The sequence below is a fragment of the Methylophaga nitratireducenticrescens genome (assembly GCF_000260985.4).
GTDB classification, from domain to species: domain Bacteria; phylum Pseudomonadota; class Gammaproteobacteria; order Nitrosococcales; family Methylophagaceae; genus Methylophaga; species Methylophaga nitratireducenticrescens.
In genome coordinates this window covers 223,196-246,638 of record NC_017857.3, presented here as the reverse complement: position 1 = coordinate 246,638, position 23,443 = coordinate 223,196, and the positions used below count along the sequence as shown (strand labels likewise).

Here is a 23,443-nt window from a genome sequence, read left to right as displayed (position 1 = left end):
CCTTTCTGTTTCAAAGCTAAAGAATAACTTAGTTAGAATTAGTGAACTCAGGGTATGCTTCCATACCACATTCCACTAAATCCACACCTTCGTATTCTTCTTCTTCGGTGACACGCAGACCCATAATCGTTTTCAGTACTACCCAGACAATGAAGCTGGCAACAAATACCCAAACAAAGATGGTGGCTGCACCGATGATTTGTGCTAAGAAACTGGCGTCAGGATTGGTTATAGGAACTGCCAGCAGACCCCAAAGACCAACCACACCATGCACAGAGATAGCACCGACTGGGTCATCGATTTTAACTTTATCCATAAAGACGATTGAGAACACCACAATCGCACCACCAACAGCACCGATAATGGTAGCCATTAATGGAGACGGTGTGTCTGGACCAGCAGTAATCGCTACCAGACCAGCCAAAGCACCGTTTAGAATCATGGTTAAGTCAGCTTTGCCGAACAGTAATTTGGCGACAACCAAAGCAGCAATAACACCTCCAGCTGCCGCTGCATTGGTGTTCAGGAACACCATTGCAACTGTATTGGCACTAGCCATATCGCCTAATTTCAATACAGAACCGCCGTTAAAGCCGAACCAACCCATCCACAGGATGAAGGTACCTAAAGTCGCTAATGGCAGGTTAGCACCTGGAATAGGACGAACTTCACCATTAGAACCATATTTGCCTTTACGAGCACCCAGTAAGATAACACCGGCTAATGCTGCAGCAGCACCTGCCATGTGAACAATACCGGAACCAGCAAAGTCAAGGAATCCAAGACCTTCATCGCCGGTTAATTGATAGAGACCGAAAACAGGTTGCTCACCCCAAGTCCAAGAACCTTCTAAAGGATAGATAAAGGCAGTCATCACAACGGCAAATGCAGCGAATGCCCACAGTTTCATACGTTCAGCAACAGCACCAGAAACGATAGACATTGCCGTAGCAACAAACACTACCTGGAAGAAGAAGTCAGATGCAGCAGAGTAAACTGAATCACCTTCAAAGCCTTCTTCAGCAGATGATGCCAATGCATCAGCAACCAGTGTTTCACCACCATCAATTCCAGCAAGGAATAAGCCACCGCCGTACATGATGTCATAGCCAACGACCAGATAAGAGGTGCAGGCAATAGCAAACAACATAACGTTTTTAGTCAGAATTTCAGTCGTATTTTTGGCACGAACCAGACCTGCTTCAAGCATCGAGAAGCCAGCCGCCATCCACATAACCAGCGCACCACAAACTAAAAAGTAAAAGGTGTCCATGGCGTACTGGAGTTGGAAGATTTGATTTCCTAATTCCATGTTAATATCTCCTCAAGCTTACAGAGCATCAGGGCCGGTTTCGCCAGTGCGAATCCGAACCACTTGCTCAAGTGGGTAAACGAAGATTTTGCCGTCACCGATTTTGCCAGTGTTCGCTCCTTTGATAATGGCTTCGATAACTTGTTCTACGATGCCGTCATCAACAGCTATCTCCAGTTTCAACTTAGGCAGGAAATCCACAACGTACTCCGCCCCACGGTATAACTCCGTGTGACCCTTTTGACGTCCAAAACCTTTTACTTCAGAAACCGTTAAACCTTGTACGCCGATTTCAGAGAGTGATTCGCGGACATCATCAAGCTTGAAGGGCTTGATAATAGCTACAACATGTTTCATAAGCGTATTCCTTCTTTAAGAATGGCTGCACTGAGATCAGCGCAGCCAGCAGGTGTTACAGTGATTTAGAAATAGTGAAAACAACGCGATCTTCTGCTAAATCCCCGTAGGCATCTTCGCCGTCCCCATCCATATCGTAATAAGTCATATCAAAAGTGAAGCCAGCAAAGTCTTTAGCAACGCCAATTCGGTAGTCTTGATGATTCTCTTCAGATACTTCCTCGTCATAATCGTAGTAACCATAGCCTGCACTAAAGGAAACGTCGTATGGGAGATCGTAATCAAAGCCCAATGAATAATACGTTCCCTTTTCTCCTGAACCATAAACATCGCCAGAGTGTGCTACACCCAGGCTAAAGAAACTGTAGCTAAGTGAGCCATAGACTTCGTTCCAGTCAAGACTTTCTTCTCCTGGATAGAGGTAACGTAGTACGCCCACATCATAAGCAATGCCTGTATCACCAAATGCACTTGAAAAACCAGCATAGATATCCAATTCCATACTTGCATCCACGTCATTATCAGGGGTATCAAAGTCTACATTTGAAGCCCATGTACCAGCATACAAACCACTACTGTGTGCATAGTCGAAGCTGCCTGAAATCGCAGCACCTTCATCAGTTTGTGAATATCCGCGCCATACATAGTCTGAAGAGAGTGCGATGCTGGCACTGGTTGAGTGTTGACCATCCTCACTTTCCCATGCCATGACTGAAGAGGTAGCTAAAACAGTAGTAGCAGCAAGACACATTGCCGAGAGCATTTTCATTTTCATTTATATCTCCTCGTTTGAGTTTTTTAGTCTTGTTGAATCCGATGCGTTGACCTTTTACAACACGATGTATTCAGACTGCTACAGATAACGCAGGTTATATGCCAGATTTAAAGTTCTATTTATAACAATGTGTTAGGAGCGTTATGAAAAGCTTTTATGATCATTTAAGTGTTATTTTGGTGCGCATTGGATAGGTTAGCGCCCAGTATTGGTGCAACAAACTATTGATGAAGATAAAGACAGACCTTGCTATGATGCCGATACTAAAAAATGAGAGAAAATGATGACTTATCCTCTGATTGATCCGGTCGCAATCCAGTTAGGACCGTTGGCTGTTCATTGGTACGGTTTAATGTATTTGGTTGGTTTTGTTGCTGCCTGGGCGCTTGCAAGGTTTAGAGCGAATGATTACCGATGGGAAAAATCTCAGGTAGAAGATCTACTGTTCTATGGCGCGATTGGGGTAATCATTGGAGGCAGGATTGGTTATGCGCTTTTCTATGATTTGCCAAATGTTATAAGCAATCCAATAACGCTGTTTAAAGTTTGGCAGGGAGGCATGTCTTTTCATGGTGGATTGTTGGGCGTTTTAATAGCGATCGGGTTCTTTGGTCGTAAATCTGGTAAATCCTTTTTTGAAATTAGCGACTTTGTTGCCCCATTAGTACCATTAGGTTTATTTTTTGGACGCATTGGTAATTTTATCAATGGTGAGTTATGGGGAAGAGTGTCTGATGTTCCCTGGGCTATGGTTTTTCCAACAGGTGGTCCGCTAGCGCGTCATCCATCCCAGCTTTACCAGGCCATGCTGGAAGGCTTGTTACTGTTTATTATTCTCTGGTGGTTCTCGGCAAAAACCCGCCCACGGGCAGCGGTTTCAGGGCTGTTCTTACTGGGCTATGGGTGTTTCCGATTTATTGCCGAATTCTTCAGAGTTCCTGATCCGCAATATGGTTATCTGGCCTTTGATTGGTTTACCATGGGACAATTGTTATGTGTACCGATGATTATTGCCGGTTTGATCATGATGATTTGGGCTTACCAAAGAAAAACTTAACCAAGTAAAATTATCAGCCAGGTTGCCACACTGAGCAATAAGGTTAGTAACACGGCTAGCGAACCATAGTCCTTGGCTCGTCCAGAAAGTTTATGTACATCTGTGCTGACGCGATCAACAACACACTCAATGGCTGAATTAAGTGCTTCCACGATTAAAACGGCGACAAGCGATGCGATCATCAATAGTCTTTCTGCTGGTGTGACATCAAGAAAAAAGCTAACTACGCCCAGTAATAACAGCAGAATAAATTCCTGGCGGAATGCGGATTCATAGCGAATTCCGGCATATAACCCCTGCAATGAATAAACCAGAGCAAACATTAAGCGTTTGATGCCAGTGTTTTTTTCAATCATGGTCATGCTTTCCAATTGCTAAAGTTTAATAAGACGAGGTCAATTCTGTTTGTCACAACTGACCATAAATGATTGAAATAGTAGGCAAAGATTGTGACTGGCATGTTAAAATCCACAGTCTTTTACAAGAATTTTTCGTGGGTGAGTTATGCAGTATCAGGATCAATATGATGTGATAGTGGTTGGTGGTGGCCATGCCGGCACTGAAGCTGCGTTAGCGGCGGCTCGTCAAGGCGTCAAAACGCTGTTACTCACGCAAAATATCGAAACACTGGGTCAAATGAGCTGCAACCCGGCCATTGGTGGTATCGGTAAAGGGCATCTGGTTAAAGAAATTGATGCGCTGGGCGGCATTATGGCAAAAGCCGCCGATCGTGCCGGTATCCAGTTCAGAATTCTTAATGCCAGCAAAGGTCCGGCGGTTAGAGCCACTCGTGCTCAGGCTGATCGCATTCGTTATAAAACCGCTATTCGTGAAGTCCTTGAGTCTCAACCCAATCTTTATTTGTTTCAGCAAGCCGTTGATGATCTGATCGTTGAAAATGATCGTGTTGCAGGTGTTGTTACCCAATCCGGTTTACGTTTTGGTGCTAAGACAGTTGTGCTGACCGTCGGCACCTTTCTTGGTGGCGTTATCCATATTGGTCTGCAACGCCATCAGGGTGGTCGCGCTGGTGATCCTGCCTCTGTTGCGTTGGCAGAACGTTTACGGGCTTTACCGTTCCGGGTTGATCGATTAAAAACCGGCACACCACCGCGTATTGCGACCAGCAGTATTGATTTTTCCCAGTTAGCCGAACAACCGGGTGATAACCCAACACCGGTCTTCTCTTTTCTGGGTAAGCGGGAACATCATCCAACACAGATATCCTGCTATATCACCCATACCAATGAAAAAACCCATCAGGTGATCCGTAACAATCTGGATCGCTCACCGATGTACAGTGGTGAAATTGAAGGCATTGGTCCACGTTACTGTCCTTCAATTGAAGACAAAGTGGTGCGTTTTGCTGATCGGAATTCACACCAGATATTCCTTGAACCGGAAGGTCTGAACTGCAACGAAGTCTACCCTAACGGTATTTCCACCAGCCTGCCATTTGATGTGCAATATGAAATTGTGCGTTCAATGAAAGGGTTGGAAAATGCCCATATCACCCGTCCGGGCTATGCGATTGAATACGACTTTTTTGATCCACGGGATTTAACGCCGTGGCTGGAAACCAAACATATGGCAGGTCTGTTCTTTGCTGGACAGATCAATGGTACAACGGGTTATGAAGAAGCCGCCGCACAGGGGTTAATCGCCGGTCTTAATGCTGGCTTGCAGGCTCGTGAGCTCGAGCCCTGGTATCCACGTCGTGATGAAGCCTATATCGGCGTATTAATTGATGACTTGATCACTTCAGGTACAAAAGAGCCCTATCGCATGTTCACCAGCCGTGCAGAATATCGTCTGATGTTACGTGAGGATAATGCCGATTCCCGACTGACACCCATTGGTCGCCAGTTAGGTATTGTCGATGATAAGCGTTGGAGCGTATTCAGTGAAAAGCTGGAAGCTATTGATAAAGAAAATACCCGCTTGAGTTCCACGCGCGTATCACCCGAAAAAATAGATCAACAACGTGCGACCTCTGTGCTGGGTGAGCCTCTGGCCAAAAGCAGTACGGCAATTGAATTATTACGTCGTCCAAGTGTGGATTATCAAGGCTTGATGACATTACTGGACGAAGAGCAAACCGTTGCTGATGATGTGGCTGAGCAGGTAATGATCCAGGTGAAATACGCTGGATATATCAATCGCCAGCAAAATGAAGTCAACCGTTTGCAGCGCAATGAAAATACATCATTGCCTAATGATATGGATTATCACAATGTGCACGGCCTATCTAATGAAGTGCGTGAAAAATTACAAAATGCCAAACCACAGAGTTTAGGGCAGGCTGCGCGGATTTCCGGCGTGACACCGGCGGCGGTTTCGTTATTGCTGGTTCATCTGAAACGTTCAGGCTGGAGCGAAGCCAGCTAATGACGGTTGATTTAAAGGCACAGCTCGATAAGGGTTGTGCTGAACTGCAATTACAACTTTCCGACCAGCAAAAAACACAACTACTGGATTATCTTGCGTTACTGCAAAAATGGAATAAGGTTTATAACCTGACCTCAGTGCGTGATCCACAAGGCATGTTGACTCGGCATATCCTTGATAGTCTGTCCCTTATTCCGTATCTGCAGTGCAACAGCTTGCTGGATGTTGGAAGTGGTGCTGGTCTTCCAGGGATTCCAGTGGCGATCTGTTTTCCGCAAATGGCGGTGACTCTGCTTGATAGCAATATCAAAAAAACACGTTTTTTGCAGCAAGTGAAAGCCGAGCTGAAATTGAATAATGTGACGGTAATACATGGCCGAGTTGAACAACTCACCCTGCCAAAGTTTGAGGTAATAACCGCCCGGGCTTTCGCTACAATTGCCGAGATTATTGATTTAGCTGCGAGACACTGCGATGATGCGGGCAGCCTGGTTTTAATGAAAGGCGTATACCCGGAACAGGAACTGGCCAGTGTTGGCGGCGGTTTCACATTGAAAGATGTGATTGCTCTGAATGTCCCGGGAGATCAGGCTGAAAGGCATCTGGTAAGACTGATTAAGGATTAATGTCAGTGGGAAATATATTTGCGGTTACTAACCAGAAAGGCGGTGTCGGTAAAACGACTACCACGGTAAATCTGGCAGCGTCACTTGCCGATTCAGGCAAGAAAGTGTTGATGATTGATTTGGATCCGCAGGGTAATGCCACTACCGGTTGCGGCATTGATAAAGACGCCATCGAAACCAGCAGTTATGACGTCATTATGGCGGAAGCCAAAGCCAGTGATGCCATCATTCGTCCGGAAGGATTGGGCTTTGATGTAATGCCAACCAATACCGATCTGACTGCCGCCGAAGTCCAGCTGTTGGAAATCAAATTACGTGAACATCGCCTGCGACTGGCGTTGGAATCCAGCAAAGAAAAATACGACTTTATCCTGATCGACTGTCCTCCCTCCCTGAGTATGCTTACGGTGAATGCCCTGGTGGCTTCCAAAGGTGTATTGATCCCGATTCAGTGTGAATATTATGCCCTTGAAGGACTGACTTCACTGCTGCGCACCATTGAACGGGTTAAACAGCGAGCCAATCCCGCTTTAGAAGTGACTGGCATGGTGCGAACCATGTTTGATGCACGGAATAATCTTGCCAATCAGGTATCACGCCAGCTGATAAGTCATTTCCAGGGCAAAGTCTTTCATTCAATCATCCCGCGGAATGTTCGTTTGGCTGAAGCGCCCAGTCATGGTCTGCCTGTGTTAAATTATGACCGGGCTTCGCGTGGCTCAATTGCCTATATGGCGCTGGCAAGTGAATTGATGCGACGTGATAAAAAAGCAACAGCGGCAAGCTAACACAGGTATTTCCAGCATGGTAAGTAAAAAAAGAGGATTAGGCAGAGGACTTGATGCGCTGTTAGGTGATGTTAATCAGGATGAAAACAGCCTGAATGACAGCTTGCAACATTTCCCGCTGGACATGATTCGGCCCGGCAAATACCAGCCGCGTATGGATATGTCTCAGGAATCTCTGGAAGAACTTGCTGACTCCATCCGCTCTCAAGGCTTGGTACAACCCATTGTTGTCAGGCCAATAGACGGCGGACATTACGAAATCATTGCAGGAGAACGCCGCTGGCGGGCTTCCAAGCTGGCTGGGCTGGAAAGTGTTCCGGTATTAATCAAGAATGTTTCGGATCGCAATGCCATTGCGATGGCTTTGATTGAAAATATCCAGCGTGAAAATCTGAACCCGATGGAAGAGGCCAATGCTTTGCATCGGCTGCGCGAAGAATTTGAATTAACTCACCAGCAAACCGCTGAGGCAGTGGGTAAGTCACGTGCGACCATCAGTAATTTACTGCGGCTGCGAAATCTTAATGATGATGTTAAGAAATTACTGGAGAACTGTGATCTGGAAATGGGCCATGCAAGAACGCTGTTGGCTTTAGAAGGCGAAAGCCAGTCCGAGGCAGCTTTACAGATTGTCGAGAAATGCCTGTCAGTGCGCGAAACAGAACAACTCATTCGTCGACTGTTAAAGCCTTCCTCTGCAGAGAAACAGGAAGTCCCACAACCCTCACTGGAAGAAATCGAGCGAATCGAGCAGCGCATTACGGACAAGCTGGGGAAAGGTTTCAGTATCAAGCATCGGCCCAACGGTAAAGGGAAACTGGTATTCGATTATTCCAATGTTGATGAGTTGAAGCGACTGATTAAGCAGATTGGAGTTTAAGTTTTGCCAAGAGTGCAGGTAGATTTGAACGTATAGTTTTGATAACGTCAAATTAGGCCGGTAATGTAACCGCAAGTGTAAAAAGACTGAAAATGCTAACCAACGAAACACCGTTTCAGGGATGAATTTATTTACCACAAAAAAATACTGTTTCCCCTGAAGCTTAAAGCAGCCCACTTTTTTGCCGTAAAAATAAATTAAGCGATATAGTCGTTGACCGTGCAAAGGGTAGGTCTATATAATTCCCTGATTTGCTTAAGGCAAAACTAAAGATCCAGCGGATACAAATGGAGCAACTAGCCAGAGTCAGGCCGGTAAATCAGCTACTAATAACACAGGTTATAGTGCTGTTTATAATTGTGGCTTGTGTCTTATGGTTACAAGGCAAGGATGTCGCCATAGCCGTATGCTTTGGGGGCATGATCAGCGTGGTCAACACGCTGTTGCTGAAATGGCATTTACTGAGAACAGTCGTTAAGGCTGGTGCCAATCCGGCAAAGAATCTCGGTGGCGTATACAGGTGTATTGCAGAACGATGGGTGTTTACCCTGGCCATGTTTGTGGTTGGCTTCGCGGTGTTTGAATTTTCCGCGTTACCGCTCCTGCTCGGCTTCGTCGCGATACAAGTGGTTTTATTGTTTGGAAATATGAAACAGGCTTGAGACAAACATGGCGGAAGAATTAACAACTTCAGGATACATCAAGCATCACCTGCAGAATCTGACCTTTGGACAGAAACATGAAGAGACAGAGCCAGGCGTTTGGGTTCCAACAGATGATTATGGTTTTGCAATGTCTTCCGGTGAAGCAGCGCAAATGGGTTTTTGGTCTATCAATGTCGACACCATGTTTATGTCGATTCTACTTGGCGGTTTGATGATGTGGTTCTTCCGCAGCGTTGCCAAGAAAATCTCCGCAGGTGTCCCAACCAATACACAGAATTTCGCAGAATGGATCATTGAATTTATTGATGATTCAGTTCGTGGCTCCTTCAGCGGTGGCAAAAATACTCTGGTTGCCCCGATGGCATTAACCATCTTCGTCTGGATTTTCCTGATGAACCTGATGGATTTAATTCCAGTCGATCTTATTCCTTTAGCCGTAGCACACGGCGCATCAGCAATTTTCGGTGTTGATCCTCACGATGTCTTCTTCAAAATCGTCCCAACTACCGATCCAAATGCCACTCTCGGCATGGCATTATTTGTTTTCTTACTCATGCTGTATTACAGCTTCAAAGTCAAAGGCGTCGGTGGTTTCATTGGCGAGTTGACCTTGCAGCCGTTTGGTAAATGGGCACTACCTATCAACTTTGTGCTCGAAACTGTCACTTTGATTGCAAAACCATTTTCACTGGCATTACGGTTGTTCGGCAACATGTATGCAGGTGAGATGGTGTTCATTCTGATCGCCACCATGTACGGTGCCGGTCTGGTTCTAGGTTCTTTTGCTGGCCTGTTACAGGTTGGCTGGGCGATTTTCCACATTCTTATTATTACCTTGCAGGCATTTATCTTTATGGTGCTGACCACGGTATATATGGATATGGCACATCAGGAACATCATTGAGTTTGATTGGGTTGTAACTTTATTTTTTTAGTCTTTAGACGTTTGTAGGAGAGAAAAATGGATATGGGTTTAGTTTATATTGCTGGTGCACTGATGATTGGTCTGGGTGCTCTGGGTGCTGCCATTGGTGTAGGTCTGTTGGGTGGTCGCTTCCTGGAAGCTGCAGCTCGCCAACCTGAATTAGTACCAATGTTGCGTACACAGTTCTTCCTGGTCGCGGGTCTGGTTGACGCGGTACCAATGATCGCTGTTGGTTTGGCAATGTATGTACTGTTCGCGGTAGCTGGTTAAGATCATTAACTCAACTCCCAATAGCGATAAACAAGAGGTACAGGCATGAATATCAATGCAACCTTGATAGGCCAGCTAATTGCCTTTGCGATTTTCGTCGCATTCTGCATGAAGTACGTCTGGCCGCCTATCATGCAGGCGTTGGAAGAACGCAAAAAGAAAATCGCTGATGGTCTGGCTGCGGCAGAACGTGGCCGTCATGAACAAGAGTTGGCAGAAAAACGTGCCCAACAGGTAATTCATGAAGCAAAAGATCAGGCAAGCGAAATTGTTTCTCAGGCTCAACGCCGCGGAAACGAAATTGTCGACGAAGCCAAAGGCACTGCGCGTACTGAAGGTGAGCGTATTCTCACATCTGCCCGTGCAGAAATTGAGCAGGAAGCAAACCGAGCCCGTGATGAACTGAGAGCACAAGTTGCGTCAGTTGCACTGGCAGGTGCTGGCAAAATCCTTAGTCGTGAGATTGATGACAAAGCCCACACCGACCTGCTCGATGAGTTGGTCAGCCAAATCTAGAGGAATCATAGGATGGCAGAATCAATAACCATCGCTCGCCCCTACGCATCAGCCGTATTTGCGATTGCACAAGAAAAAGGCGACATGCAGGCATGGTCTGAACTGCTCACGGTACTGGCGCAATGCGCTGCTACTCCCGAGGTCGAATCCATTTTGGTGAGTCCTGCGGTCAGTGATGAACAGGCAGTCAATCTGCTTGCTGATATTACTGGTGAACTTAGTACAGATGCTCGTAGTTTTCTGCTGCTTCTGGCAGAAAATAATCGACTGCTATTGTTACCGGAAATCGCAGAGCTTTATGAAGAGTTACGCGCCGATGCGGAACAAATGCTGACAGCTGATGTAATAACTGCACGGCCGTTGTCAGATGAACAAAAAAGCAAGATTGCAGCCGCACTGAAAAAACGCCTGGGTAAAGAAATTACCCTCAGCGAAAGTGTAGACGAGAGTCTGCTGGGTGGCGCAATCATTCGGGCAGGTGATCTGGTAATTGATGGATCTGCCGTAGGTAAATTGAACAGACTGGCCAGCGCGATAAGCTAAGCGGCCCGTAAAGAGGAAACAGAGATGCAACTGAATTCAGCAGAAATCAGTGACCTGATTAAAAAGCGAATTGAAAGCTTTGACGGGGCTACTGAAGCACGAACAGAAGGCACCGTAGTCGGTGTAACCGATGGTATTGTGCGTATTCATGGTCTTGCCGATGTCATGTCCGGGGAAATGCTTGAGTTTCCAGGCAACACTTTCGGTATGGCTCTTAACCTGGAGCGTGACTCAGTCGGTGCCGTTATTCTGGGGGCTTACCAACATATTTCTGAAGGCGACAAAGTCAAATGTACTGGTCGTATTCTGGAAGTTCCAGTAGGTGAAGGCCTGTTAGGACGTGTTGTTGACTCACTGGGTAAACCAATCGACGGCAAAGGCGACATTCAAGCCAGCGGCTCTTCTCCAATTGAGAAAGTAGCGCCAGGCGTTATCGCTCGTAAGTCAGTTGACCAACCATTACAAACTGGTCTGAAATCAATCGATGCGATGATTCCAGTCGGTCGTGGTCAGCGTGAGTTGATTATCGGTGACCGTCAAACGGGTAAAACAGCTATCGCGGTTGATGCCATTATCAATCAGAAAGGTACAGGCGTTAAATGTATCTATGTAGCGATTGGTCAAAAAGCGTCTTCTATTGCTAACGTGGTTCGTAAACTGGAAGAGCACGATGCACTGGGTCACACCATCATCGTTGCGGCATCTGCTTCTGATTCAGCTGCTTTGCAATTTATTGCACCTTACGCGGGTTGCTCAATGGGCGAATACTTCCGAGACAAAGGTGAAGATGCGCTGATCATCTATGATGACTTAACCAAACAAGCATGGGCTTACCGTCAGGTATCCTTGTTATTACGTCGTCCACCAGGTCGTGAAGCTTATCCTGGTGACGTTTTCTATCTTCACTCACGCTTGCTGGAACGTGCAGCACGTGTAAACGAAGATTACGTAGAAAAACTCACTAACGGTGAAGTGAAAGGTAAAACCGGTTCATTGACTGCGTTGCCTATCATCGAAACCCAGGCGGGTGACGTTTCTGCTTTCGTACCCACCAACGTCATTTCGATTACAGATGGTCAGATCTTCCTGGAAACTGACTTGTTCAACGCCGGTATCCGTCCTGCGATTAACGCGGGTCTGTCGGTATCACGTGTTGGTGGTGCCGCTCAAACCAAGATCATCAAGAAACTGGGTGGTGGTGTTCGTCTTGACTTGGCTCAGTACCGTGAACTGGCAGCGTTTGCTCAGTTTGCTTCTGACCTTGATGAAGCAACCCGTGCACAAATCAGCCGTGGTCAACGTGTTACCGAGTTGATGAAACAGAAACAATATCAACCATTATCGATTGCTGAAATGGCGATTTCATTGTTCTCGGCCAACGAAGGCTTCCTGGATGATGTTGACGTCAGTAAAGTCGGTTCATTTGAAGCGTCACTGCTGTCAACCATGCGTTCACAGCATGCTGAGCTGATGGACACAATCAACACTACTGGTAATTTTGATGACAATATCGCTGGCCAAATGCGCAGCGCGATTGAAAAATTCAAAGCCAACGGTAGCTGGTAAGCGAGGCATAATTCATGGCTAGCGGTAAAGAGATACGTACGCAGATAGCAAGCATCAAGAGCACGCAGAAGATCACTTCTGCGATGGAAATGGTGGCTGCCAGTAAAATGCGTAAGGCTCAGGAACGCATGGCGGCAACACGTCCTTATGCTGACAAGATCTTAAATGTCATTCAGCATTTGGCTTTTGCCAACCCGGAATACAGACATCCTTATTTGCAAGACCGTGAAGAGAAACAACGTGTAGGTTATATCGTGGTTTCTTCGGATCGTGGTTTATGTGGTGGCTTGAACAATAACCTGTTCAAAGAAGTGCTGCACGAAATCAAATCCAAGTCAGATAAAGGCCTGCAGGTTGATATCTGTGCAATTGGTCAAAAAGCCTCAACATTCTTCAGCCGCTTGCCAGTGAACATGGTTGCACAGGTTACCCAATTGGGTGATGCGCCACGTGCTCATGAATTGATTGGTAGCATCAAGGTTATGTTGGATGCTTACGAATCAGGTCATATTGATAGTCTGTACCTTGTTTATAACCAGTTTGTGAACACCATGACGCAGGAAGACACATTTATTCGTCTGTTACCTGCCACTCCTGGAGCGCCAAGCGAGGAAATGTCTCATCACTGGGATTATATTTACGAGCCGGATGCGAAAGAAGTTTTGGATGATTTGCTGGTCCGTTACATCGAGTCAGTGGTTTATCAAGGCGTTGTTGAAAACATTGCTTCTGAACAAGCATCACGCATGATTGCGATGAAAAATGCGTCTGACAATGCCGGCGATCTTATTGATGACCTGCAACTGGTTTACAACAAAGCTCGCCAGGCTGCGATTACACAGGAAATCTCTGAGATTGTTGCGGGTGCCGCTGCGGTCTAACTGAATTAAAAGGGCTGAGCAGCCCGAACTTATTTGAAAGAGGAAGCAAGATGAGCTCTGGAAAGATTGTACAAATTATCGGTGCGGTCGTTGACGTGGAATTTCCCCGCGACAGTCTGCCAAATATCTATGATGCCTTGATGGTTGAAGAGGCTGGTTTAACCCTTGAAGTACAGCAACAGCTTGGCGACGGCGTAGTCCGGACCATTGCAATGGGTACTACTGATGGTCTGAAACGCAGCCTGGCAGTAAGCAATACTGGCAAAGCAATCAGTGTTCCTGTCGGTCAGAAAACACTGGGCCGTATCATGGACGTATTGGGTAACCCAATCGACGAGAAAGGCGACATCGGTGAAGAAGAGCGTTGGGGTATCCACCGCAAAGCACCTGCATTTGATGAACTGTCTGCCAGTAACGAATTGCTGGAAACCGGTATTAAAGTTATCGACCTGGTTTGCCCATTCGCTAAGGGTGGTAAAGTCGGTCTGTTCGGTGGTGCCGGTGTAGGTAAAACCGTCAACATGATGGAGCTTATCCGTAACATCGCTATCGAGCACAGTGGTTTCTCAGTATTCGCTGGTGTTGGTGAGCGTACTCGTGAAGGTAACGATTTCTATCACGAAATGACTGACTCCAACGTTATCGATAAAGTATCTTTGGTTTACGGTCAGATGAATGAGCCACCAGGTAACCGTCTGCGTGTTGCGTTAACTGGTCTGACCATGGCGGAATTCTTCCGTGATGAAGGTCGTGACGTATTGTTCTTCGTTGATAACATCTACCGTTACACATTGGCCGGTACCGAAGTATCTGCCCTGTTAGGTCGTATGCCTTCAGCGGTAGGTTATCAGCCAACACTGGCCGAAGAAATGGGTGTACTGCAAGAACGTATTACCTCAACCAAAACCGGTTCTATCACGTCTATCCAAGCGGTATATGTACCTGCGGATGACTTGACCGATCCATCTCCTGCAACCACCTTCGCTCACTTGGATGCGACGGTTGTATTGTCACGTTCAATTGCAGAACTGGGTATTTACCCTGCGATTGACCCGCTGGATTCAACATCACGTCAGCTGGATCCGTTGGTTGTTGGTAACGAGCATTATGATATTGCCCGTGGTGTTCAAAACACGTTGCAACGTTATAAAGAACTGAAAGATATTATCGCGATCCTGGGTATGGATGAATTGTCTGAAGAAGACAAACTGTCTGTATCACGTGCTCGTAAAATTCAGCGTTTCATGTCACAGCCATTCTTCGTTGCTGAAGTATTCACCGGTGCACCTGGTAAATACGTTTCACTGAAAGATACTCTGGCTGGTTTCCGTGGCATTCTGGATGGTGAATATGATTCACTGCCAGAACAAGCGTTCTACATGGTTGGCACCATTGATGAAGCGATTGAGAAAGCCAAAAAGTACTAATCTCTTGGGAGGTAGCTGATGGCTATGACAATTCATGTTGACATCGTAAGTGCTGAAGAATCCATTTATTCTGGATTGGTAGAAGCGGTAATTGCCTCGGCACAAGAGGGTGAGGTGGGTATTTACCCACGTCACGCTCCATTGCTGACACGTTTAAAAGCCGGTGAAGTTCGTTTACTGAAAGATGGTAAGGAAGAGCAGTTTTATATTTCCGGTGGCATTTTAGAAGTTCAGCCGCACATCGTCACTATTCTGGCCGATACCGCATTACGCGCTGATGACGTTAATGAAGCTGCTGCTTTGGAAGCCAAAGTATCTGCGGAAAAAGCGCTTAGTGATAAATCTGCCAAACTGGACTTTGCTGAAGCACAGGTTCAACTGGCAGAAGCAATGGCACAGTTACGCGCCATTGAAAGAGCACGTAAAACACGTAAGCATTAATCACGAAAGTGATGACCCAGAAAAGGCTGTCTTCGGACGGCCTTTTTTGTTTGCAGGTCTTTGCTAAACTACAGAGCTGATACAAGGAATCTTTTATGTCTCTGGCTATTATTATTCTCGCTGCCGGTAAAGGCACCCGCATGAAGTCAGCGAAACCCAAGGTGATGCACACCCTGGCGGGCAAACCGATGTTACAACACGTTATTGATATCGCTAAACAGCTTTCTCCAGGCCAGTTAGCCGTAGTCTGTGGTAATGGCGCAGACGAAGTCGTGCCGTACCTGCAACAGCAGCAAATCGAAGTTGTGATGCAGCATGAACAGAAAGGCACCGGCCATGCAGTAGAGCAGGCCAAAGCCAGTTTTGCTAACAGTGAACAGGTATTGGTGTTATACGGTGATGTGCCGTTAATCACAATGGATACGCTGCAGGATTTGATTGAATCAGGTGATAAAGACAGTCTGAAAGTGCTGACAGCGATACTGGAAGATCCCACCGGCTATGGCCGTATTGTGCGTGACTATGATGACAATATGCTGTGCATCACCGAAGAAAAAGATGCTGATGAAGAAACCAAACTGATCAATGAAATCAATACCGGCATTATGTGTATCCCGGCTAAATGGCTCACAGAAGCTTTGTCCCAGCTCGATAACAACAATGCCCAGGGCGAATATTACCTGACCGACCTGATTGCTAAAGCCGTCAATCAAGGCATCGAAATCAACTCAGTCACCTGTGAAGATGAAATGGAAGTGGCCGGTATCAATAATCGGGTGCAACTGGCTGAGGTAGAAAGCTACTATCAGCAACTTAAAGCAACAGACTTAATGATGTCAGGTGTCACCTTCCGTGATCCGGCTCGAGTGGATATACGCGGTGATATAAAAGCCGGGCAAGATATCACCATCGATATCAACGTCATCTTCGAAGGTAATAATACTATTGCCGACAATGTCAGCATTGGTGCCAACTGTATTCTTATCAATAGCATCATCCACGAAGGTGCAGAAATCCTGCCCAACAGCATTATCGAAAATGCTGAAGTGGGTACTAACTGCTCAGTAGGTCCTTTTGCCAGACTACGTCCAGGCACCAAGCTTGCAGCCAAGGCTAAAGTTGGTAACTTTGTAGAAGTCAAAAATGCCAATATTGGACTGGGCTCCAAGATCAATCATCTCAGCTATATCGGCGATACTGATATGGGCGCTGATGTAAATATTGGTGCAGGTACTATTACCTGTAATTATGATGGGGCTAATAAACATCGTACGGTGATTGGTGATCGGGTGTTTGTTGGTTCAGATACGCAGTTGGTTGCGCCGGTTACGGTTGAGGATGGGGCTACGATTGGGGCCGGTTCTACTATTCGGAAAACAGTTCCTGGTGATGCGTTGACGTTAACTAAGTCGGAGCAGAAGACGGTTAAGGGGTGGCAGAGGCCGGTAAAAAAAAATAGCTAAAATAAATAAAAATAGAATATTGGATAATGATAAATGGAAGTAATTTTTACTGATGCTGAAAACAATGAGCTTGGCCGAATCAAACATTCAGAATTTGTTGAAACATTAATCCCAAGTTTTCGTCAAAATACCCATGATATGTTTCTTAAGCATATCTTCGCATCGAAACCAACGGTTAAAAATTGGTTGATAGAGGATTTAAAAATTGAGGACTCATCAGCGATCATATTTTTATCAGCATCAGATCCTACGAGTTCGGTTGTAAACTTTGCTGAGAGTCAAAATAAGAAAATTGAATATTACCTCAAGCCTTTTAATGTAATTGAAGTAGATTTTGGCTTTTATAATGATCTCTGGAACACAGATGGTACTATAAGGAGAAATGACAGAGCACATACAGGACTACTTTCGGGTGAAATGCATAAGCGTCGTCCATGTATTGTTTTAAGTGTCAGAGGGGATTGTGTTCAGGTGTTACCCTTGTCAACAAAAGAGGGGTTGGAGCATGATCCTAAATGTATCCCGATTACTTCTAAATCTTTTACTAGACTAGCTCCTCGTTATAGGGAGAAACAATCTTTTGCACTTTTGGAAATGATTCAAACTGTATCCGCAAGAAGAGTGTTTCCACCTAGAAATGAAAATTTTAAATTTGAACACATCTACAATATTTTTAGACTCACAGGTGAAGATAAAGCCAATTTAAAAAAGGCATTAGCCGAACAGTACAATAAAGATATAATATTTAAGCTTGATGATATGGAACGTCAGAACGAAAGCTTACGGCAAGAAAAGCAAACAATATTTAAGTCTCGTAACGCTATAATGGAAGAGAAAACCGCATTACAAAAAGAACTTGATGATTTAAAAGAGTTTATCCTAAAATTTGGTAATGATTTAGGCGCAGGTAATTCTCTTGAAGAAATACTTAGTTATTATCAAAATTGAGTTGACGTGCAAATATTATTACCTTAGTATGATCTTACAGGCCTTGGAGGGGCGTATCACTCGACCTTGGCGACAGGCAAAAGCATAAGCTGTTTAGTTTATGTGGATGCTGTTGATACAATTGCAAAATAAAAAAAGCTGGTTAATTCCAGCTTTTTTTGTCTGAAATAAAGGCAGAACGGTAGTAGTTTGGGTTGAGGTACGAAACCCAACGTTAAATTCAATATTTCAACCCAGATACACCGGTAACAGATTAATTCACCTACATGGGTTACACCCAGATCACCCCATAGCTTATATTGTGACTACCAACTAAGCAGTTTCGGACTAAAGCCTGAGTTCATTTAATTTGATTCGTAGCATCCATGCTACTCACCCTTCGGGCGTTTACCGCGTCCAAATTTGGTCCCGACGAATTTGTGTTTGCCCAAAATAAACGAACCAAACAAAAGGGCAGCCCATGCTCGCCCTGCGGGTTCCCTGTGCTTCTCGATCTGGTCGGGCATGAAGGTAAACTCGCTGCGCTCAGACAACCTTCATGCTGATCCGACCAGCTCTGCGATGCTCGGCTTCGCATAAGGGCGTTATCAAAGCTTTCTGTAGGTTGGCGCTGAGGTTGCGAAGCCCAACATCTTTTCAAAGTTTACACGTGATTTGTTGGGCTTCATTGTAATCAGCCCAACCTACCATTCGGTCATCAATGAAATCTAAGCTTCAGCCAGAGTCATGGCTTGTTGATAATTTCTTAAACCCATTTTATCGATCAGGCCAAGTTGTTGCTCCAGCCAGTGGGTGTGATCTAACTCGGTATCTTCCAATTGTTTAAGCAACATTTGCCGAGTTTCATAATCGTCTTCTGCTTCACATAAAGCGATGCCTTCTCGAAGGTTCTTGACCACAGCGTATTCCAGATCCAGATCATTTTGCAGCATTTCCGGTACGGTGTGACCTACACGTAGCGGTTCGCGATGTGTCAGGTCAGGCATGCCTTCCAGAAACAGAATGCGCTTGATCATTTGATCGGCATGATCGGTTTCATCCTGCATCTCATGCGAAATTCGGTTATAAAGTCTTATAAGACCCCAGTCTTCGTACATTCTGGAATGGATAAAATATTGATCCATTGCGGTCAACTCACCAGCAAGAAGTTTATTAAGCAAGTCAATGACTTTTTGGCTGCCTTTCATATGCGTTTACCTTTTGTTCCTTGTTTTCAATTCAAAGCATGTAACATTAGTAGGAATAAGCTTGCATCATAAGCTGTTGCTTGTCACGGTCTTTATTGTTCTGTAATCATCATGAAAGATGTGTGTTTGATGTTGTAGTAGTGTTGTGTCGTTAAAGAGCCTTATTTATCAAACTACTAAATGCTTCCAGTGTCGTCGATATGAAACATTTTTTTGTAAACGCGCCAACAAAGCTTTTGATGATGAAAAGTTTGGCTGGGTGAGCCAGAGAGAAGCGTTAATTACGATACCTGTAATCCCGGTGATTTTTTCGACATTCATAGCGATAATGATCTCGATGTTTATCCTTCCCACGGTAAGTTTTCTCCGGATGATGTTTATGGTTTGAATAATATTTTTTCTGTTGAATATAATGCTTTCTATGTTTTGAGAAATGCTTTTTGGGTTGATGATGGTAGTGTCTGCTATAGCTGTATCGCGAAGCATGTTGCTGCACGATATAACTGTGATGATGATCCACATAGCCAGTTGGATGCCCAAGCCCGATATTTATTCTGACATCGGCTCTGGCCTGATTTACTGAAAAACCGATGATGAATAATGAAAACATCAGCAGAATGGATGTTCTGGTAATTTTTGAATTAGACATTATGCTTACCTCACTTTAAGAGCCTCTTCACAGATAATCAGATTAGGTCTTTTCTTAGTAAGTCTGGCTCAAGCTATGTAAATGTAGGTAAATATTAAGCAAAGAACAGAGCTTATGATGATTAAGGGGCTTTTTTCTATTATAACCCGCTATTCAACTTATATAGGCTGCCAATACAATCCAGGTCATCGCTTTAGCCTTTTGTGCTGCGGTTAAATCACCCTGGACATGGGCCATTACAATAGCCCCTTCTTTTAACAGGCTAATTGATTCGGTGACATATTGAATGGCTGACTCGCTAATTCCCAGGGCACGAATCTGTCTTTTAATTAAGCTGTTAACTCTGGTTTTGTGCTCTTGGCATTGCAGATATACAGGATGATTTGTGTCGTTGTATTCCGCACACGTGTTAATGAAAAAACAGCCATGGAAGTCTGTTAGTACATCAACACGGTTATGCATCCAGTCATCAACAGCATCAAATAATTCATTAAGCCCATCATAGCCTGGTTTTACCTGTTCAAGCCGCGATGCTAACCAGTTGTAGAAATTTTCATCACGATATTCGACTACTGCCTGTATTAATTCTTCTTTACTGGCAAAGTGATGATAGAGAGTTTTTTTCGCAATACCGGCTGTTTGCAGAATCTGATTAATCCCGACAGCATGAATACCATTTTGATAAAACAGATTAAATGCGGTGTGTATTAATTGCCGACGTTTATCCATAGTGAATACCCATAAAAACTCCACCAAGTTTGACAGAGGTATACCGATCTGTCTATTATTGAAGTAGACAAACCGGTATACCTCAAGTTAGGAGTGAAACAATGCAACAAATTGAACAAAAACCTCCATTTCCACCGTTTACACTCGAGACAGCAAAACAAAAAGTTCGGATGGCTGAAGATGGCTGGAATAGTCGTGATCCGGAAAAAGTTGCTTTAGCTTATACCGTCGACAGTCAGTGGCGAAATCGTTCAGAATTTCCTGTTGGACGTGAACAGATCAAATCTTTTTTACAGAAAAAATGGCAACGCGAAATAGAGTATCGATTGGTAAAAGAGCTTTGGGCTTATACCGAAAATCGTATCGCCGTCCGCTTTGCCTATGAATGGCATGATGAAAAAGGGCAGTGGTTTCGATCCTACGGCAATGAAAATTGGGAATTTGATGAAAATGGGTTGATGAAAACCCGTTATGCCAGCATTAACGATCTGTCTATAAGTGAAGAAGAACGCAAACTGATTTGGCCACAGGGCCGACGCCCAGATGATTATCCCAGCCTTAGTGAGATGGGATTGTAAAGGTTGAATAGTCTTTTGCTAATCAGCGAGTAACCATTTCTATAAAGAATTATCATGCATAGGACAACATAAAAGGTGTGGAGCAGAGGGGCTTGCTCCACACCTTTTAGTTTATCGTAACAACAAGAACATGGCCTGATTATCCCGGACAATATTCAGTAATAACTCCGGTTGATTAGAAACCAGTTGTTTGAACTGTTCAAGATTGGCTACCGGTTGGCGATTGACCGAGGTGACAATATCATAACTGCGTAAACCTGCGACCCAGGCCGGGCTGCCACGTTCAATCGAGTACAGCATAACACCCTGCACTCTGCCGTAAGCAGGTGAGCTTTCTTCTATATCACCGAAGGTGGCGCCACGCAGTTTCGGATGCACATCGCCAGTTTGAGTTTTATTGGATTGGACCTCAGTGACTTTTGCCGTCAGGGTCTTTCCCTTACCATCACGAATGATGTCCAGTTTGATAGTTTGCCCCACCATTAATAAACCGATGGTATTACGAAGGTTGTCAGCGTTTAACAGAGAAACGCCATCGACAGCGGTCACTACATCTCCCACTTTTAAACCGGCTTTTTCAGCAGCAGAATCTTTAATAACATTGGTTACTACGGCGCCGCCACGGTTGTCTTCAATACCAAATGCCTGAGCGAGTTCTGGGGTAATGTCTTGCATCTGCACACCCAGATAAGCACGACGAACTTCCCCATATTCCAGTAACTGATCAGTAATCTGTTTGACAAGATTACTCGGAATAGCAAAGCCAATCCCTACATTACCGGATTGATTCGGTGAAAAAATAGCGGTGTTAATACCCACTAATTCACCTCGCAGATTAACTAATGCACCACCGGAGTTACCTGGATTGATGGAGGCGTCGGTTTGAATAAAATTTTCGTAACCTTCAAGTCCCAGACCGCTCCGACCCAAAGCACTGACAATACCGGATGTCACCGTCTGTCCAAGGCCGAACGGATTACCAATAGCGACCACAAAGTCACCTACTCGCAGTCTGTCGGAATCCGCCAGTGGCAGAGCGATAAGTTTTTCGGGTGGAATGCGAATCACGGCGACGTCAGTCGCAGGATCGCTGCCGACTACTTCAGCCTGAAACGTACGGCCATCATGCAGGGAAACGGTAATTTCATCGGCACGCTGAATCACATGATTATTGGTTAATACCAGACCTTCTTTAGCATTAACAATAACCCCACTCCCCAGGCTTTGGGCCTGACGCGTACGGGGTTGCTGTTGTTGAGGTAAATTAAAAAAACGTCGGAAAAATGGATCATTTAATAATGGATTATCCTGAATTCTGACTTCACTACGTGTGGCAATATTCACCACGGCAGGTTTGGACTGATCCAGCATCGGTGCCAGTGTGGGCATTTGATTATCATCATCCAGCCAGGGAAATGGCAGGGCAGCGACGGCCACCTGTGTCAAAAGGGTTACACCGGCCAACCAGACAACAGCAGATTTCAGTTTTTTCATCATTTTGTCTCTACCTCAAAATGCTTATTCAATGTTCTCTCTTGGATTAAACGGAAGTTTTTCAGCCATTTGCTGATAAAACTTTTTCGCCTCGGCAGTTGTGGCCGGAGGTGTCATTATCTGTAAAACAACAAATTGATCACCAGGCGTTTTAGCAGGAAGCCCTCGACCTTTCAAACGCATTTTTTGACCACTTCGAGTACCCGCCGGGATATTCAGACTGATTTTTCCAGCTAAAGTTGGCGCGGTAATTTTGGCACCTAATGCTGCCTCCCATGGCGCAATTGGCAAATCCAGGTAGACATCCTTACCTTCCAACCGATAAAGCGAATGTGGGGCAATCTGTATTTCCAGATATAAGTCTCCCGGTTTACCACTCATTCCAGCTTTACCTTGTCCGCTTAAACGGATTTTTTTACCCGGTTCGATGCCGGCAGGGATCTTGACGTTAACGGTACCTGTTTGCGTGGCACCGGCAGGACGACGAATGGACTTATTCGCACCGTTAAACGCATCTTCGAGTGAAATAGTAATTTTGGCGTTTACATCCTCGCCTCGGGCGAAAAAGTTATCCTGTTGACCGCCGCCCATTCCGCCCATGCCACCAAACATGTTTTCGAAAAAGCTGCTGAAATTGCCCTGACCAAAGCCACCGACATTTTCTTCCCAGCCTGGAGGTGGAGAAAACGATTGACCATGACGGAACTGTCCACCAAACTGGTCATATTGAGCCCGCTTTTCTGTATCGCGCAGCACCTCATAAGCCTCACCGACTTCTTTGAACTTTTCTTCGGCATTCACCTCTTTGCTGACATCAGGGTGATATTTCCTCGCCAGTGTGCGATAGGCTTTTTTTATCTCCTCTGGTGTTGCTGTCCGGCTTACGCCAAGGATTTTGTAATAGTCTTTGTATTCCATGGGCTCATTCGAAAAAAATTGATCTGGGTCATTAGATGGGGATGATAGGACGTTTTTCAA

General features: G+C 45.2%; 26 protein-coding genes. 17 read left to right on the top strand and 9 right to left on the bottom strand.

What is annotated here, in order from left to right; genetic code table 11:
• Positions 1-28: 28 nt before the first annotated feature.
• From Q7A_RS01105 to Q7A_RS01095, 3 genes are read right to left on the bottom strand one after another with little or no spacing between them, the layout of a single operon-like run.
• The gene (locus tag Q7A_RS01105) at positions 29-1,312 is read right to left on the bottom strand and encodes an ammonium transporter (protein ID WP_014705471.1); all 1,284 of its coding nucleotides are present in this window, start codon (positions 1,310-1,312) and stop codon (positions 29-31) included.
• 18 nt (positions 1,313-1,330) lie between these two features.
• Positions 1,331-1,669: a P-II family nitrogen regulator gene (locus Q7A_RS01100; RefSeq protein ID WP_014705470.1), complete on the bottom strand. Its 339-nt coding sequence runs from the start codon at positions 1,667-1,669 to the stop codon at positions 1,331-1,333.
• A 55-nt stretch (positions 1,670-1,724) separates the two neighbouring features.
• Positions 1,725-2,444: a TorF family putative porin gene (locus Q7A_RS01095; RefSeq protein ID WP_014705469.1), complete on the bottom strand. Its 720-nt coding sequence runs from the start codon at positions 2,442-2,444 to the stop codon at positions 1,725-1,727.
• A 280-nt stretch (positions 2,445-2,724) separates the two neighbouring features.
• Between Q7A_RS01095 and lgt the strand changes: the two genes are divergently transcribed.
• Positions 2,725-3,501 (top strand): prolipoprotein diacylglyceryl transferase, encoded by a 777-nt coding sequence (gene lgt / locus Q7A_RS01090; protein ID WP_014705468.1) that lies wholly within the window; start codon positions 2,725-2,727, stop codon positions 3,499-3,501.
• Here the strand turns inward: lgt and Q7A_RS01085 are convergent.
• Positions 3,498-3,857, bottom strand: coding sequence for a diacylglycerol kinase (locus Q7A_RS01085; RefSeq protein WP_014705467.1), 360 nt, complete (start codon positions 3,855-3,857; stop codon positions 3,498-3,500). The two genes, lgt and Q7A_RS01085, sit on opposite strands and share 4 nt — an antisense overlap.
• A gap of 148 nt (positions 3,858-4,005) precedes the next feature.
• Here Q7A_RS01085 and mnmG point away from each other — a divergent pair, with 148 nt between their 5' ends.
• From mnmG to Q7A_RS01010, 15 genes are all read left to right on the top strand, one after another.
• Positions 4,006-5,889: a tRNA uridine-5-carboxymethylaminomethyl(34) synthesis enzyme MnmG gene (gene mnmG / locus Q7A_RS01080; protein ID WP_014705466.1), complete on the top strand. Its 1,884-nt coding sequence runs from the start codon at positions 4,006-4,008 to the stop codon at positions 5,887-5,889.
• Complete coding sequence (gene rsmG, locus Q7A_RS01075; RefSeq protein ID WP_014705465.1) at positions 5,889-6,515, top strand: 16S rRNA (guanine(527)-N(7))-methyltransferase RsmG; 627 nt, start codon at positions 5,889-5,891, stop codon at positions 6,513-6,515. The genes mnmG and rsmG overlap by 1 nt, the downstream gene beginning before the upstream one ends.
• A 5-nt stretch (positions 6,516-6,520) precedes the next feature.
• The gene (locus Q7A_RS01070; protein WP_014705464.1) at positions 6,521-7,303 is read left to right on the top strand and encodes a ParA family protein; all 783 of its coding nucleotides are present in this window, start codon (positions 6,521-6,523) and stop codon (positions 7,301-7,303) included.
• A gap of 16 nt (positions 7,304-7,319) precedes the next feature.
• The gene (locus Q7A_RS01065) at positions 7,320-8,183 is read left to right on the top strand and encodes a ParB/RepB/Spo0J family partition protein (protein WP_014705463.1); all 864 of its coding nucleotides are present in this window, start codon (positions 7,320-7,322) and stop codon (positions 8,181-8,183) included.
• Positions 8,184-8,470: 287 nt separating this feature from the next.
• Positions 8,471-8,845 (top strand): ATP synthase subunit I, encoded by a 375-nt coding sequence (locus tag Q7A_RS01060; protein WP_041354190.1) that lies wholly within the window; start codon positions 8,471-8,473, stop codon positions 8,843-8,845.
• Between the two features lie 7 nt (positions 8,846-8,852).
• Positions 8,853-9,752, top strand: a complete 900-nt coding sequence (gene atpB, locus Q7A_RS01055) for a F0F1 ATP synthase subunit A (RefSeq protein WP_014705461.1) — start codon at positions 8,853-8,855, stop codon at positions 9,750-9,752.
• Positions 9,753-9,809: 57 nt separating this feature from the next.
• Positions 9,810-10,043: a F0F1 ATP synthase subunit C gene (atpE, locus tag Q7A_RS01050; protein ID WP_007144166.1), complete on the top strand. Its 234-nt coding sequence runs from the start codon at positions 9,810-9,812 to the stop codon at positions 10,041-10,043.
• A gap of 45 nt (positions 10,044-10,088) precedes the next feature.
• Positions 10,089-10,559: a F0F1 ATP synthase subunit B gene (locus Q7A_RS01045; protein ID WP_014705460.1), complete on the top strand. Its 471-nt coding sequence runs from the start codon at positions 10,089-10,091 to the stop codon at positions 10,557-10,559.
• A 12-nt stretch (positions 10,560-10,571) separates the two neighbouring features.
• Positions 10,572-11,102 (top strand): F0F1 ATP synthase subunit delta, encoded by a 531-nt coding sequence (locus Q7A_RS01040; RefSeq protein ID WP_014705459.1) that lies wholly within the window; start codon positions 10,572-10,574, stop codon positions 11,100-11,102.
• 24 nt (positions 11,103-11,126) lie between these two features.
• Entirely contained in the window at positions 11,127-12,668 is a 1,542-nt protein-coding gene (gene atpA / locus Q7A_RS01035) for a F0F1 ATP synthase subunit alpha (protein WP_014705458.1), read from the top strand.
• Between the two features lie 14 nt (positions 12,669-12,682).
• Positions 12,683-13,549: a F0F1 ATP synthase subunit gamma gene (atpG, locus tag Q7A_RS01030; protein WP_041354186.1), complete on the top strand. Its 867-nt coding sequence runs from the start codon at positions 12,683-12,685 to the stop codon at positions 13,547-13,549.
• A 50-nt stretch (positions 13,550-13,599) separates the two neighbouring features.
• Positions 13,600-14,976, top strand: a complete 1,377-nt coding sequence (gene atpD, locus Q7A_RS01025) for a F0F1 ATP synthase subunit beta (protein ID WP_014705456.1) — start codon at positions 13,600-13,602, stop codon at positions 14,974-14,976.
• Between the two features lie 18 nt (positions 14,977-14,994).
• Positions 14,995-15,417: a F0F1 ATP synthase subunit epsilon gene (locus tag Q7A_RS01020; RefSeq protein ID WP_014705455.1), complete on the top strand. Its 423-nt coding sequence runs from the start codon at positions 14,995-14,997 to the stop codon at positions 15,415-15,417.
• Between the two features lie 95 nt (positions 15,418-15,512).
• Positions 15,513-16,880: a bifunctional UDP-N-acetylglucosamine diphosphorylase/glucosamine-1-phosphate N-acetyltransferase GlmU gene (glmU, locus tag Q7A_RS01015; RefSeq protein ID WP_014705454.1), complete on the top strand. Its 1,368-nt coding sequence runs from the start codon at positions 15,513-15,515 to the stop codon at positions 16,878-16,880.
• Between the two features lie 33 nt (positions 16,881-16,913).
• Positions 16,914-17,828, top strand: coding sequence for a type II toxin-antitoxin system PemK/MazF family toxin (locus tag Q7A_RS01010; protein ID WP_014705453.1), 915 nt, complete (start codon positions 16,914-16,916; stop codon positions 17,826-17,828).
• Positions 17,829-18,535: 707 nt separating this feature from the next.
• Here Q7A_RS01010 and bfr read toward each other — a convergent pair.
• The 3 genes from bfr to Q7A_RS00995 form a co-directional block, all read right to left on the bottom strand.
• On the bottom strand, positions 18,536-19,015 hold the full coding sequence (gene bfr, locus Q7A_RS01005; protein ID WP_014705452.1) for a bacterioferritin: 480 nt from the start codon (positions 19,013-19,015) through the stop codon (positions 18,536-18,538).
• Positions 19,016-19,292: 277 nt separating this feature from the next.
• Positions 19,293-19,664: a hypothetical protein gene (locus tag Q7A_RS01000; protein WP_041354184.1), complete on the bottom strand. Its 372-nt coding sequence runs from the start codon at positions 19,662-19,664 to the stop codon at positions 19,293-19,295.
• Positions 19,665-19,817: 153 nt separating this feature from the next.
• The gene (locus tag Q7A_RS00995) at positions 19,818-20,393 is read right to left on the bottom strand and encodes a TetR/AcrR family transcriptional regulator (protein WP_014705450.1); all 576 of its coding nucleotides are present in this window, start codon (positions 20,391-20,393) and stop codon (positions 19,818-19,820) included.
• Positions 20,394-20,494: 101 nt separating this feature from the next.
• Between Q7A_RS00995 and Q7A_RS00990 the strand changes: the two genes are divergently transcribed.
• Positions 20,495-20,971 (top strand): nuclear transport factor 2 family protein, encoded by a 477-nt coding sequence (locus Q7A_RS00990; RefSeq protein ID WP_014705449.1) that lies wholly within the window; start codon positions 20,495-20,497, stop codon positions 20,969-20,971.
• Between the two features lie 111 nt (positions 20,972-21,082).
• On the opposite strand, the gene Q7A_RS00985 is transcribed toward Q7A_RS00990, so the two are convergent.
• The gene (locus Q7A_RS00985; RefSeq protein WP_014705448.1) at positions 21,083-22,468 is read right to left on the bottom strand and encodes a DegQ family serine endoprotease; all 1,386 of its coding nucleotides are present in this window, start codon (positions 22,466-22,468) and stop codon (positions 21,083-21,085) included.
• A 21-nt stretch (positions 22,469-22,489) separates the two neighbouring features.
• Entirely contained in the window at positions 22,490-23,383 is an 894-nt protein-coding gene (locus tag Q7A_RS00980) for a DnaJ C-terminal domain-containing protein (protein ID WP_014705447.1), read from the bottom strand.
• Positions 23,384-23,443: the final 60 nt, after the last annotated feature.